At 36.4% G+C, this 14,098-nt stretch carries 14 protein-coding genes and 1 pseudogene; 3 read left to right on the top strand and 12 right to left on the bottom strand.

Going from position 1 to position 14,098, the window contains the following annotated elements; all coding sequences use genetic code 11:
* Positions 1-443: 443 nt before the first annotated feature.
* From KI375_RS24680 to KI375_RS24655, 6 genes are all read right to left on the bottom strand, one after another.
* Entirely contained in the window at positions 444-1,199 is a 756-nt protein-coding gene (locus KI375_RS24680) for an SDR family NAD(P)-dependent oxidoreductase (protein ID WP_212976033.1), read from the bottom strand.
* A 41-nt stretch (positions 1,200-1,240) separates the two neighbouring features.
* Entirely contained in the window at positions 1,241-1,828 is a 588-nt protein-coding gene (locus tag KI375_RS24675; protein ID WP_244853037.1) for a cyclophilin-like fold protein, read from the bottom strand.
* Positions 1,829-1,879: 51 nt separating this feature from the next.
* Positions 1,880-2,455: a DapH/DapD/GlmU-related protein gene (locus KI375_RS24670; RefSeq protein ID WP_212976032.1), complete on the bottom strand. Its 576-nt coding sequence runs from the start codon at positions 2,453-2,455 to the stop codon at positions 1,880-1,882.
* 57 nt (positions 2,456-2,512) lie between these two features.
* The gene (locus tag KI375_RS24665) at positions 2,513-3,352 is read right to left on the bottom strand and encodes an aldo/keto reductase (protein ID WP_212976031.1); all 840 of its coding nucleotides are present in this window, start codon (positions 3,350-3,352) and stop codon (positions 2,513-2,515) included.
* Between the two features lie 75 nt (positions 3,353-3,427).
* The gene (locus KI375_RS24660; protein ID WP_212976030.1) at positions 3,428-3,805 is read right to left on the bottom strand and encodes a DUF2255 family protein; all 378 of its coding nucleotides are present in this window, start codon (positions 3,803-3,805) and stop codon (positions 3,428-3,430) included.
* Between the two features lie 79 nt (positions 3,806-3,884).
* Positions 3,885-4,631: an SDR family oxidoreductase gene (locus tag KI375_RS24655; protein ID WP_212976029.1), complete on the bottom strand. Its 747-nt coding sequence runs from the start codon at positions 4,629-4,631 to the stop codon at positions 3,885-3,887.
* Between the two features lie 350 nt (positions 4,632-4,981).
* On the opposite strand from KI375_RS24655, the gene KI375_RS24650 reads away from it, so the two are divergent.
* Positions 4,982-5,857 (top strand): LysR family transcriptional regulator, encoded by an 876-nt coding sequence (locus tag KI375_RS24650; RefSeq protein WP_212976028.1) that lies wholly within the window; start codon positions 4,982-4,984, stop codon positions 5,855-5,857.
* A gap of 108 nt (positions 5,858-5,965) precedes the next feature.
* Here the strand turns inward: KI375_RS24650 and KI375_RS24645 are convergent, their stop codons facing one another.
* The 5 genes and pseudogenes from KI375_RS24645 to rlmD all read right to left on the bottom strand — a co-directional run bounded on the left by KI375_RS24645 (position 5,966) and on the right by rlmD (position 10,470).
* On the bottom strand, positions 5,966-6,565 hold the full coding sequence (locus tag KI375_RS24645; protein ID WP_212976027.1) for a sugar O-acetyltransferase: 600 nt from the start codon (positions 6,563-6,565) through the stop codon (positions 5,966-5,968).
* A gap of 442 nt (positions 6,566-7,007) precedes the next feature.
* A complete protein-coding gene (locus KI375_RS24640) occupies positions 7,008-7,208 on the bottom strand; it encodes a hypothetical protein (protein ID WP_212976026.1) in 201 nt (66 codons plus the stop codon).
* Complete coding sequence (locus tag KI375_RS24635) at positions 7,208-7,690, bottom strand: NUDIX hydrolase (protein ID WP_212976025.1); 483 nt, start codon at positions 7,688-7,690, stop codon at positions 7,208-7,210. Before KI375_RS24635 ends, KI375_RS24640 begins: the two co-directional genes overlap by 1 nt.
* A gap of 105 nt (positions 7,691-7,795) precedes the next feature.
* Positions 7,796-8,800, bottom strand: a pseudogene (locus KI375_RS28055) (aminoglycoside phosphotransferase family protein).
* A 284-nt stretch (positions 8,801-9,084) separates the two neighbouring features.
* Positions 9,085-10,470 carry a 23S rRNA (uracil(1939)-C(5))-methyltransferase RlmD gene (gene rlmD / locus KI375_RS24625; protein ID WP_374706907.1) on the bottom strand — a complete coding sequence of 462 codons (1,386 nt, stop codon included), beginning with the start codon at positions 10,468-10,470 and terminating at the stop codon, positions 9,085-9,087.
* 342 nt (positions 10,471-10,812) lie between these two features.
* Here rlmD and KI375_RS24620 point away from each other — a divergent pair, with 342 nt between their 5' ends.
* Together KI375_RS24620 and KI375_RS24615 are read left to right on the top strand one after the other, a co-directional pair.
* A complete protein-coding gene (locus tag KI375_RS24620) occupies positions 10,813-11,370 on the top strand; it encodes an RNA polymerase sigma factor (RefSeq protein ID WP_212976023.1) in 558 nt (185 codons plus the stop codon).
* A complete protein-coding gene (locus KI375_RS24615; protein WP_212976022.1) occupies positions 11,336-12,778 on the top strand; it encodes a DUF4367 domain-containing protein in 1,443 nt (480 codons plus the stop codon). Before KI375_RS24620 ends, KI375_RS24615 begins: the two co-directional genes overlap by 35 nt.
* A gap of 564 nt (positions 12,779-13,342) precedes the next feature.
* Here KI375_RS24615 and KI375_RS24610 read toward each other — a convergent pair.
* On the bottom strand, positions 13,343-13,816 hold the full coding sequence (locus KI375_RS24610; RefSeq protein WP_212976021.1) for a glutathione peroxidase: 474 nt from the start codon (positions 13,814-13,816) through the stop codon (positions 13,343-13,345).
* Between the last annotated feature and the right edge of the window lie 282 nt (positions 13,817-14,098).

Below are 14,098 nucleotides of genomic sequence, written 5' to 3'. Positions count from 1 at the left end.
CCTCCTATTTTTAGTGAGTGGGTGATGAGATTGAGTTCCCTGTTAGGTACTTTAATCTTACATGAAGTCGCTGGGGATTTTTTATGTTTCTTTTTGGTAATTACATTATTTCATACACCAGGAAATTCACAGAAAACTATTATACTATGTTGTTTGAGATTAAGTAAAACCTTTTGAGAAAAATAGTGTGGCAAACTTCCCAATGAGAAATATGCGATAATCTTCTCAACACAAAGTCGAGGATGGCAACTGAGACTCGGCTTTGCTGGAGCATCTAAATATCTTCGACGCTTTGATGGTACTATCTGATGCGTATACCAAATTGCTGAGGGCGCCATTTCGGCCATAGTGAATACTGCCACTTAAATGTTTGCGCCAATAATCAATGTATTCACTGTTTTATCTTCTTTTTTCAACAACTATTTGATCAAAATGCTTCAATTCTAGTTAAATTCTCTAAATGGGAAAATTGGGTCCTTCAAATGAAATTCATAAGTTGATTCATCCACCATACCTACTATTTTGTCGCTATCATAAAGGCCTAACATAAAACCAGCCATCTCTTTTGATGTATGAAATTTAGAAACTTGTCCTTCATATTGAAACTCATTAACATCTAAAGAATGGAGTTCAAATTCTGATTCTGTCACAGCAGGGGCTAGAACCTTTGCCTGCATTTTTGAACCTTTACTTTTTAACTCTTGCGCCAAGCCTTCTGTGAACGAACTTACGTAGAATTTTGTGGCGGAGTAAGTTACGAAATCAGAGATCATAATATAACCACCTGCCGAAGAGACATTAATAAGCTGTGTACCTTCCACATTTTCATAATCTCTTACAAACAGTGTAGAAAGAATAGTTACTGCTTCGATATTTAAACGCAGCATGGATTCAACTTTATCTAACTTTTGTTCTTTTACAGAAGCAAAGTTTCCAAAACCAGCACAGTTAATCCATGTTTCTAACTCATATTTATTTAATGATTCATAAAATGTATGAACTTTTTCTGCTACTGATAAATCGACAGATGCAACAACAACATCTAAACTTGGATCAATCCGCTTGATTTTACCCTTTAATTCTTCTAACTTCTCTTCTCTGCGGGCAGCCAATATAAGGCTTTTTCCACGCTCTGCAAATGCCAAAGCAGTTGCATATCCTATTCCTGAACTTGCTCCCGTAATAACTGTATATTTCACTTTTATTCCTCCATTGGCAACTTTTTATCTTTCATAATAATTTAATCGATTATTTCAATGACCATTTCAAAATCACCATCAAGGTTTTCAAGTTTTTCTATTCCTGATTCAAATTCCCCTAATTTAATCAGTCCATTAGAATGACCAAAATCCTGATAAAATATAGCTAAATTCCCCCATGGAGCATAGTAAGTAAAATCTCCAGCAGCAGGATCTATTCCTGATGGTGCCCCCTCAGTCGATAATTCACTTGGCGGATAACTAATTTTTTCGGTTCCTGCATAATCTTCAAATGTCAGTGTTAGAGGCAGTAGTTCTAAGAAGGCATTACTCGTTGGATTATCAAGCATACGAACAATGACTTCTTCATCGTGAAATGTTAATTTTATTTTTGTGTCTCCTATATTATTTGCCTCCTTATTAGGAACTACCCTATTATTATCAGCTGTTGCATTTTGACTTTCCTCATTATTTGATTTACTTTCTGTCACTTCTTGATTGCTATTTTGATTTATAGTCGAATTTTCTTCGTTGCTCATTTTTTCTTTATTGTTTCCACTATGACAGGCTGTTAAAAACATTGAAAATATGATGAGTGAAGATAGTATTGGCTTAACAATAGTATTCATAAAACCCTCCCGTGCTATAACTATTTAAAGAGATATATTTGTATTGATTAGTTACATTTTATCCTCTAGATTCGCTATAACCTTAGCAGGATTTCCGCCAACAATCGTATTGGGTTCTACATCTTTCGTTACTACCGCTCCAGCTGCAACAATGGCATTTTCACCAACTGTAACACCCGGGAGAATTGTTGAATTAGAACCGATCCACGTTCTCTCCTTCAATACAATGGGTTTCAAGTACATAGTTCCTCTGTTTAAGGGATTATAATCATGATTAATTGTCGCAAAAACAACATTATGACCAATTAGACTTTCGTCCCCAATGATGATTTGACCTTGATCTTGAAAACGACATCCAGAATTAATGAATACATTTTTCCCAATTTTAATGTTTTTTCCGAAATCTGCTGTAAATGGCAAAAACAGGGAAAACCCTTCATCCAATTCTTGACCGATAATATGAGAAACTTGTTGTCTAATCTGCTCGTCTGTATAAACGCCATTATTCAACTGTGCACATAGACGTCTCGTTTCGGTTGATACTGCAACCATTGCCACATTGACTTCTGAACCACCTTGAATCATACCTTCAGTAGCCATTGTGGATAAAAGTTTTTCTAATTCCACTTTAAATATCCCCTTCTTGTTAAGTTTTTAGGTCACTTTATCTATTCGCTATCCAAATTAAATGTTATGAAGGCGATAAACCTCTTCCAAACTTTGAATGTCCAATATCAGGCTTTTTTCCAAATCCATCTTTTCAATTTGGTGAAGATCCTCGTTACTTAATTCAAAATCATCGACAGCAAAATTTTCTTGAATGCGTTCCAAGTGAACTGATTTTGGAATCGTGATAATGTCATTCTGTCTTAACCATCTTAATGTGACTTGAGCTGGACTCTTGCCATATTTCCCGCCTATCTCTGATAAGGTTTGATTCGTAAAAATACCATTATTACCTTCTGCAAAAGGTGCCCAAGCCATGGTTTTAATGTCATATTTTTGCATAACACCCCGAAGCTCCTTTTGCTGACAAAACGGGTGCATTTCAATTTGATTGACTGCCGGAACAACGTTATGAGTTAATATTAGATCAACTAAACGATCTTCCAGAAAATTGCACACACCGATCGCTTTAATTTTCCCAAAATGATACAATTCCTCCATCGCCCTCCAGCTACCATGATAGTCGCCATAAGGCATGTGAATCAGAAATAAATCTAGGTAGTCTGTTTGCAGATTTTCTAGTGTTTTTTCAAAGGATTCCATGGTCTTCTCGTACCCTTTATCTTGAATCCAAACCTTAGAAGTAATAAATACCTCTTCCCTTGCAATGCCACTTTTTCTAATTGCATTTCCAACTGCTTTTTCATTTCCATATCCGGCTGCAGTGTCAATCATCCGATAGCCGGTATTTAAAGCATGTAAAACGCTCTGTTCACATAATTCGTGATCCGTTATTTGAAAAACACCAAACCCCAAGAGTGGCATGGTTACTTTATTATTCAACTGGATCGTATCCATTTTGCATTTCTCCTTTATTTTTCTAAAACCACCTGAATGCCTCTTTTTTGGCTGGTCAGATGGTTTTAAAAATTTTTATTCGTTTCCACTCAAAATCTGTACAGTTGCACTCACAGGTCCTTTTCCGAACATTGGTACAAGATATCTGCTGGAAGCATATTTTTCTTTATACGCGTTGTCAATTTTTTCCGTTAACGCTGAATCGCTGTCTATCGATTGGAATGTTACATCATATTCTTGTCCGGCCAACTTTATTTTTCCTGCTCTCTGCCTTACAGCTGATTGATACCATCTAGAACGTTGACCGTTATAAGCACGAACATACAAATTATTATCTACCACGACGGACCAGATCCAAGTCGGTGTTCCAGGCGTTTTCCCATCCTCATAAAATGGTGAGATATACATATCATCTGCTTTAGAAAAAGCATTTATTTGTTTTTGTGTCCACATTATGTTTACATCTCCCTTTTCATTCAAGTACTTAAAATCAACTGCAAGTCAATTTAAACTCTCAGCCTACGCCATTTTTTTACCAAGGTTGAGTTGTTGGACCAATCGTAAATTCATTTACATTAGTATCCTCTGGCTGATCAATGGCAAATGCGACAACATTGGCAACACGATCCGGACTAATACCATATTGGTCGTACAACGCATTAAAATCTTTCTCGGTTTGTTCATCAGAGATAGTTTCAAGCAATTCTGTGTTGATTGCAGCTGGATAAATGGTTGCTGTTCGAATATTGGTTCCTTCTTGTGCCGATTCCATACGGAGAACCTCCATTAAATCACGCACAGCCCATTTTGTTGCACCATAAACCGCTCCACCCGGATAAGCTTTAAGTCCAGCTACGGAGGAGGTTGTAATCACATGACCAGATTTTTGTTTCGTAAATTCAGGAAGAACTGCTTCAAGACCATTTAAAACACCTTTTAAATTTACATCAACCATTTGATTCCATTCATTGCTTTTCAGTTCAGACAATGGTGAGTTTGGCATTAAACCAGCATTCAAAAAGATGACATCTACTTTGCCAAATTCTGTTTTTGCTAACTCAACTAATTTCTGATTGTCTTCAGCTTTTGTAACATCTGTTACTCGGTAAATAGATGTTCCACCGTCTTTAGTGATTTCGTCCATCAATTTTTGTAATTTATCTTCACGACGAGCACCTAGTACTAATTTTGCTCCTTTATTTGCTAACAATTTAGCTGTCGCTTCCCCAATCCCAGAAGAAGCACCTGTAATAACAACGACTTTATCTTTAATAGCCATGTAAAAAGCCTCCTTTATTTTATTTACCATCATTCCTATAGTTATAATTATAAATCAGTCTAAAATAGATAACAAATACCTATATCGGATATATACATATACCTAAAAGGCATGATTTAGGATTAAGAAGTCCATCTTTATTATTTATTTAAAGGTTCCATCTATTCCTAGCTAGTCAACTTTATTTTTCTTACCCTCTGAAAAAGAAATCAGGAATCTATATCATCCACTTTGATTTGCTTCAGATTTCTGTTTGTTAACATCATTATAAAATGATATTCTTTAGATAACAAATACCTATATTGAATATACTCCTATACAAAAAAGACATATGAAGGAGAAGGGATATCATGGAGATTCGAGTATTACGTTATTTTATTGCTATAGCAAATCAAGAAAGTATTTCAGCAGCAGCAGACTATTTACACCTATCTCAACCTACGTTATCAAGACAATTAAGTGATCTTGAAAAAGAACTCGGTACAGCCTTATTTATAAGAGGTAACCGAAAAATCAGCTTAACAGAAGAAGGTATGTTCTTGCTGGAAAAGGCAAAGGAAATTGTTGGCTTAGTAGATAAAACAGAAGCAAATTTTAACCAGCCTGAAGAGATTATTAGTGGGGAAATATATATTGGCGGTGGTGAAACAGAAGCGATGAGCATTATCGCTAAAACACTAAAAGAAGTTCTTACTTCTTGTCCAAATATTAAATTTCATACATATAGCGGGAACGCAGATGACATTACTAGTAAATTAGATAGTGGGTTATTGGATTTTGGTATTGTCATCGAACCTGCCGACAAGCAAAAATATAACTATATCCAATTACCCGCAACAGACACATGGGGTGTACTCATGCTAAAAACTAGTCCGCTGGCGGATAAACCTTTCATTCATCCAAAAGACTTAATCGATAAACCACTTATTATTTCACGCCAAACTGCTGGAAGTAATGAAATAGCGGGATGGTTTGGTCAAGAGATAGAAAGCCTGAATATTATTGGAAGCTATAACTTACTTTATAACGCTTCTCTAATGGTGAAAGAAAATATCGGATATGCCATGTGCATTGATAAACTGATTGATACCTCAGAGGATAGCGAACTTTGCTTCCGACCGTTATACCCAAAACTGGAAGCCGGGCTAAATATTATCTGGAAAAAACATCAATCATTCTCAAAAGCGGCAAACAAATTTTTAAATCAGCTCCGCAGTAATTTATAATTCTTACATCAGGAATGAAAGGGATGCACAAAAAAAGACCTCGAAATCGGAATGTTTATTTTCACGAATCCGGGGTCTAGGTCGGAATAACTTATTTTAGCACTTACATTATTTAATGATTGTTTCGGGTACCTTTAACTCTATTTTATCTTTTTCAGTGATAGATCTAAGAATTCGGCATGGTACACCTGCCGCAACAACATTTGCAGGTATATCTTTTGTTACAACACTTCCAGCCCCAATAATTGTATTATCACCAATAGTCACTCCCGGAACAATCGTAACTGATCCACTAATCCAAACATTATCTCCTATATTTATTGGCAATGAACACTCATAACCTTCTTTACGCTCATCCGCATCGATTGCGTGATTTGGTGTATATAAGCTAACGTTCGGACCAAATAACACATTGTTTCCAATAGTAACCTTGGCACAATCCAAAATTGTGCAATTTGTATTTGCGTAGAAGTTATCCCCAACTATAATATTATATCCATAATCACAGTTAAAAGGTGATTCAATCCACGCATTTTCTCCTATAGAGTGAAATAACTGGGTAATAATTTGGCTTCTTTCGTGACGTTTTGAAGGTTTTAAATTATTTAATTCGAACACTAAATCTTTGGCTCTTTCTCTTTCCCTGGTTAACTCGTCGTCCCAGCTTATATAGTATTCTTGATTTAACATTTTATCTTTTGCGCTCATAGTATCTTCCCCCTAATTCCTTACTTTCAGGTCAATTCTACACCTAAAGATTGGTGCTAGTTATCCCCTAAATTATCTATAACATGATTGCCAGTGTAAACCAAACATAATCTCTTTGTCCATCCCTATAAATCGTAGTCCATATAAATTAAGATAAATTAGCCATTCTGAACTCTTGCATCAAGAAAGAGTACAGTTACAAAAAGAAAAAATAAATATGTAAGGGTCATGGAGTGTAGTATCATCAAAGATATTATCGTTACTTTTTTATTCTCTTTGAACGCCAGAATAATTCCAATAATAGCTATGATGATTGATACGAAGACAATAAGGTAAGGATCCGCTTCTAGTCTTACAGTAAATAGCAAAATTACTATAATTGGAAAAGATAACAAAGAAATAACTCCGTATTTGGTCATATCAGACTCCTTGAGAATTAACATTATCCATTCCACTTCAAAAGTTCTGCAATAATATCTGAGCTACCGGGGAGCAATAATATAAGCGCCATCACAATAAACACTGTCCCTATTACAAATAAAAATATAACTATTTTAATCGGACGAGGGACATCCTTATGAAAGGCTCCAAGCATTATAAATACGATACCAATAATAAGTAGCAAAAGATAATAAAAGCCCACTACACAACTCCCCCTACACGTAGCAATTCTTTCGGAGTATTCTTTACAAAATGCTTCTCAATAAAGGTAAGGACCTCATCATTTCCTGGTAAAGCGACATGTTCAATCGCTTCATTAAAACTCAACCATTTATATTCACTATGTTCATAGTTTAATATTACATCCTGTTCGTCATCCACATATCCTACAAATACTGGTGCAAGATAAATATAGTCCTCATCAGGTGAGTAAAATTGATCAAATTTATTAGACGTGTACAATGAAAACTTTGTGATTCCAGTCTCCTCTTCAACTTCCCTTAGAGCAGATTGCCAAGCAGTTTCACCTTCTTCAATCCCACCGCCAATATAACACCATGCATCTTGCAAAACAGGAGTTGCTTGTTTTAATAAAAGCACTTTATACTCATTATCAAACTTCTTCAATAAAACAACTGCAATCCCCTTACATCGTAGAGGGACTTCAATATTTCCTTTACTCATTTTGAACATCCTTTGCTTAGTTTTTCATTTCTATCTCTTTATGGTATCTGGTGTATACAGCTTCTACTTATCATCCTCAGCCCAACAATTATCGTTATAGCATGATTATTCTTCATTTTTTAGCCAAGCAACCAATCTTGAAATTGCCTCTGAATAATTCTTAAGTTCTTTTATCGTTTCTACTGCTTGTACCGTACCCATCCTTTGTTCTTCTTCATCTGTGCATTCAATCCATAACGACCGTTTTAAATTATATTCAAGCCAATCTAATTTTCCTAGATAACCATTTTCTAATACAGTAGACCAGTCTGCATGAATTTCTCCATATTTCTGTTTATATCCATTTATAAAAGCAAAGAATCTTTCTTTTTCCACATTTCCATCCTCATCTTCAGACCAGTATAATGCCGTTTCAATTACATCGTGCACTGGATTTACATAACCGGCGGACTCCCAATCAATTAGAACTGGATTATCTTTATGCCATAATACATTTTTAGGATCTAAATCCCTATGACTAATAACTAAGTTTGCCGAAAGTAATTTATTTGCTTTATTTGCCGCTGCATTCCACTCATAAAGTTTATCAACATTTCCAAGCAGTAGTTCCACCCAATTAGCATTATTGTTTTGTCCTTGTTGTATTTAATATTTCCAGTCGATGTTTTTTTCATTGTTGCTCCTATCTTCCTTTATGTTAAGCCCCGAAAAATCTGTCCTATGGATATCAGCCAGTATAGAGCCCATCTTTTCACTATGACTACGATTGATTATATTTGCTTTAAGCGTTTCACCCTCTATCCAATCAAAAACAATATAAAATTGACCATCTTTTTTTTGAATAAAATTGCCATTAATTATTTTAGCTGGGAGAGCAGGTATCTCCTTTGATACCAAATTAGCAATTCTCTCTGAATTAATATAATTCATCATGGCATCCGCCCTTTGCATAACTTGAGGATTTAGAGATTTTATGGCTAATTTTCCTTTACTTGTTTCAATGGCATACATCCGATGTAAAAGACCACCTGATATGGATACAGGGGCCCCAACTATTTCACCAAGCTGGGACTCAACAGATAACTTTTTAAATAATTGAATATCAACCATTTCACTCCACCTAAACTAAAGTTAGCGTGCATTTCTTATCTTGAAAATCCTTACAAAAGTATCCCCTTACAAATTGAATTATACCATTATTTAGAAAACTATTTATTCTTGGATTGATACACTCCTTTTTTTAAAAAATTGCAAGGAATTTTTGCAGTATGTTAATCTTTTTGTTTTGACATGAAAGGAAACCCGGGCATATTAAAAGATAAACATTAAAAGACCCGGAAATCGAAAAGTTTATTTTCACGAAGTCCGGATCTGAATTGGAAGGGTATCTTTACCTAAACACCCGTATAAGTTAGCAACGCACAGCATTCAACATGATATGTTTGCGGAAATAGGTCTACTGGTTGGACGAGTTCTAATTTATAGCCAAATGGGACGAGTTCTTTAAGATCTATCGCAAATGTATCTGGATTACAAGATACATAGACGATCCTTTCTGGCTGGGAACGGCCGATTCGGCGCATCACCTTTCCACCTGCGCCTGAACGCGGCGGATCTAGCAGCAATAGTTCTGGTCTTCCAAAGCTTTCCAAGACCTGATCAATTCCCTTTCGCGCATCCTTGGCTAAAAAATGGGTGTTTGTGAGTCCATTGTCTTCAGCATTTCGTTTCGCTGATTGAATCGACGTTTCGACAATTTCAATTCCCGCTAGCTTTTCAACTCTACTAGCAAAAGGTAGAGAAAAGGTGCCAACTCCACAGAACAGATCAATCATTTTTTCCGTTTGTTTCGGTTGCCCCATCTCTAAAGCTAGTTCTACTAACTTCTGTGCTTGGGTCGGATTCGTTTGAAAAAAGGTATCAAACCATAGACGATAACGATAGCCAAGCATCTCATCATAGATAAAATCACGACCAGATAAGATATGGGTTTTTTCCGATTGTGTCCGATCAGCCCAATCCGTATTTTCCATCCATAAAAGACTTTTTACTTGTGGGAACTTTTGCTCAATACGTTTAGCTAAATCCTTTACCTCTTGTTCTAAGTGTAAAAATGGATCTTCTGTTGCAAAAAGAGCCAGCATCATTTCCCCAGTCGCATACGATTGACGCACCATCAGGTGACGTAATAACCCTTCATGGGCATCTTTATCATAGCCTTTTAATTGATGCTCCTTCGCCCATTCTGCTACTTCTATCGTTGCCTCAACCATTTCTTTTCCGGCAATTAAACATGTTTCTAAAGAAATGATTTTACGGAAATTCCCCTGTTCATGTAAGCCCAACTCCCCTTCAGGAGAGAAGGTGAATTCCATTTTATTCCGATAACGCCAAGGCTCCTCCATTCCAATCGCATCTTTCACTACATTTGGATCAAACCCCTGTGCTTCTAATGCTTGTTTCACATGATTGGTCTTTTGCTCCAGCTGGCCTGTATATGCCCAATGCTGCCAAACACAGCCTCCACAACGGTCAAAATGCTGGCAAGCTGGTTCGATTCTTTTAGGATGAGCTTGGATAATTTCATCCGGAATAGCCTTCCTTCGTCTGCGATGGGGCTGATCAACAGTGACTCTCACCTTTTCACCTGGCAGCGTACGCGGGATTGTTAGCTTTAATTTCTTCTTATTTCCATGTTCATTTTCCCGCCAAACAACAGCCTGTCCCGAACCTTTTGCATCCAATTGGCGAATTTCTGTTTCCCAAGTTTCTCCTATCATATCCTTCAACTTAGGGTCCCTCCTCTGCGGATAAGCACAAGTGCATTTATCCAACCTCTATTTATGTTTTGCCCATCATATTTAATCGAAAAAATAGCATATGTCATTTTACATACTTTCCTATTATAACGGATTGTGCCTGTTGAGGGAATGATGGATAAATTGACATCTAGTTATACTGTTTCAAACCATTGTGGTTACAGTCTTCGCAACAAAATAGATGATTCCTATTTGCTTCCAATTGTTTTATATTTAAACTCTATATTATTTACACAATTATTAAGTAGACATGTCACAAAAGTTCATACTTCATTCGTTATATAGTGTGAAGGGAGGAATTAGATGAAAAGTCCAAACAACGACTATGAAAAGATGGAAGAGCTATATGAGTTATATGAACAAAAGGTTTATTATGCAGCCTATTCTATCTTGAATAATATTCAGCAGGCTGAAGATGTAGTTCAAGAGACATTTATTACTCTTTACCGGCATCTAGAAAAACTCCGTAATCTGAATAATCAAGAACTGAAACGCTATATTCTGCGGATGACAAAAAATAAAGCAATTGATAGTTATCGAAAAAATAAACGACAAGAACTCCTCCTAGAAGAATGTCAGAGAGAGTCAACAGAAGTGACTGATGGAAATATTGGGGAGTGGGAACAGCGTGTAATGTCTGAAGTTCAAATTGATACACTCTTAAAAACGTTGAAAGAATCTTACAAACAAGTCTTTAAGTACAAAGTCTTCTATGACTTGAATTATCAAGAAATTTCAAAGCTCATGGGGATAACGGGAATGAATGTACGAAAGCAATTTGAACGTGCACGAAAACGAGTACTTACGATCATAGGAGGTAGCCAAAATGATGAACTCAAAGGACTCAAAAAAAATGGATGAAATAGCGGAAAAAATCGCTTTAGATGATTTTGATAAGTTGGAAGAACGACATGCATTTTCAGATACCTACACGCATAAAAAGAAATTATTTATGGAAGAAATTAAGCTAAAAAATAAACGGCCTCGGACCAAACGAAAAAGGAAAAGCATTTTAATCGCTGCAGCTTGTTTATTCATTGGCATGCCCACGACTGTTTTTGGAGCAGTAAAGGCATATGATATGATTGTGCAAAAACAAAATTATGAAGTGATTGTTTCCATAGCTAATAAGGCCTTCAAAAGGAATGATACTTGGTATAAGCTGAAAATCGACTATTTACCAGAAAATATGGAAGCAAACGATGAAACTGGAGTAAAATATTCCTTTAAAGATAACTACGCACAAGGTGGATTTTCCTTCTTACTTTGGCGATTAGGGAGAAATTCCGACTTCTCAACTATGTACTCAAGCAATTCTGAAGCAGTGGAGATTAACGGCAGAAAAGCGGTGGTTGTCAGTAGAGACAACGGCAGCAACGATTTAGCGTTTGATAGACAAATTTTTCTATTATTCAAAGAAGAGGGGATGATGTTACAAACTTACGTGGGAACGGATGTAAGTGATGAACAAATGATGACTGTCATGGAGAATATTTCCCTTGAACCAGCTTCAGAGGAGAATGCATCCTACACAATGGATTATGATGAATTCCTTGCCAACCAAAAAAAAGAGGAAGCAGAGAAACCGACAAAATCGAGGGTTATTCCTTTAAAGAAAGATAGTAAGCAATTATTTAAAGTTGGTCAAACGGTGCCAGTCAAATTTGAGCTAGCTGGAACTATCAACAAACTGGATTATGTGATCGAAAAAGTGGAAGTCTTTGATTCAATTGAAGATTTTAAAGAAGAAAACTTTAATCCCGTTGGATTAGGAACACTAACTGCTAACAAGGCTTTGGACGAGACGAAAAAATTGCTGTCATACAAACGGGATGTATACCAAGTAGGAGATGGGAAAGACTCGATTAACAAATTAATAGAATCTCCTTCAGTCAATCTCAAATTTGTCTACTTAACCACAACAGTGAAGAACAATAGTAAACAGGCAACAGAAGAAATCTATATGCATCCATCCTTACAAGTGCTTAAATCGGAAAAGAATGCGTGGAGTTATGCTGGAGAAGAAGGGATTGCCGAAGAAAGTATCATGACGGGAGAAGTCGACTATTTAGAACCACACGGAGACGGAAAAAGCTTTTACAATATTGGCAGTCTCCAACCAGGAGAAACAATGCAGATTAACTTGGGCTATTTTGTAGATGAAGACAAATTGGATTCAATCTTCCTTGAAGCTTTTCATTACAGCGGATCTGGTGATACGGAGGACATGAATGCGAAAGATCGTTGGTGGATTGATATTCGGCAATAGTAAGAACAAAATCACTGGCTAAAACGAAATTAAAAGTATATCCGTGATGCTTCAATGGGGCTAGTGCCAAAAAAATAATGAAAGAGAGGTTATAGGGATGGTGCTAAACCTAAAAGAAGTCTTAGAGCCTCAAGAGTTTTATCAATTTATCCCGAATTAACTAGCAGTAAGACCCCCATCCAAGAATTCGAAGAGAAAAAAAGAATTGTAAGTGGGGGATCAACTGCCAGTAAATCCCCGATTGGTTCAACTAACACTCAGTGGGGGTATGAAAAAAACCCATTGAGTGAAGTTTCACTTTATCTCCTTGCTACAAGACATAGCACCTTATCAACTGAAAGTTGGTCAAGCAAATGACTGTTATGAAATATTAAAACAGGAAGAAAAACAAGTTTTTCAACAACTTCAACAGCAGTTAAAACCTTATTATGATAAATTAGACCAGGCTTGGTTTACGTGAACACCCCCTTCTTCAAGCAGTCCCTACGGACTACTTGAAGAAGGGGCTTCCTAATTCACAGATTTAATCCCAGTCCGTCTTACATTGATCTCCATAGGCTTTAGTTATAGAAGTTTTTCAATTTCCTTTTCAAGGCTCTCGGGCTTTGTTTGCGGAGCAAATCTATCCACTACTTCGCCGTTTTTATCAATTAAAAATTTCGTAAAGTTCCACTTAATTTGGTTCGTAACCATCCCTTTTGCTTCTTGGGTTAAATAGATAAAGAGCGGATGTGCATTTTCTCCCTTCACATCGATCTTACTGAACATTTGAAAGGAAACCCCATAATTCGCCTGACAAAAGTTGGAAATCTCTGCATCTGTACCTGGATCCTGGTTACTAAATTGATTACATGGAAATCCAAGTACTTCAAACCCTTGATCTTTATACGTTTCATATAGTTTTTGCAATCCTTCGAACTGTGGCGTGAACCCACATTTACTTGCTGTATTCACAATTAAAAGTACTTTGTCTTTATAGTCTGCCAGTGGCTTGTCCTTGCCATCCATTGTCTTTGCCGAGAAATCATAAACACTCATGTGCACAATCCTCCTTTACAAGAGAATAGCAATTGAAAAAGAGGATGTCAAAGAGCTTGAGAAGAAGATTGAAGTAGGGTCAACCCTGTTGGGGCTCGCTTAAAATTGATTTTACTTATAAAGAAACACAAACATTCATTGAGAATATGCGTGAATAGCTAGTACAAATTGGAACCAAAGATTCAACAATAATGATGGCAGATTGACTCCAAGCAAGTGATCAAGCAGCTGTTTAATGACATTCAAATTGTTCACTTTTGGAGCTGAGACACGTATTATACC

The sequence above is a fragment of the Bacillus sp. J14TS2 genome, assembly GCF_018333015.1.
GTDB lineage: Bacteria > Bacillota > Bacilli > Bacillales > Bacillaceae_C > Lederbergia.
Note: the sequence above shows the minus strand (reverse complement) of the source record. Positions and strands in the feature narration are given on the sequence as shown.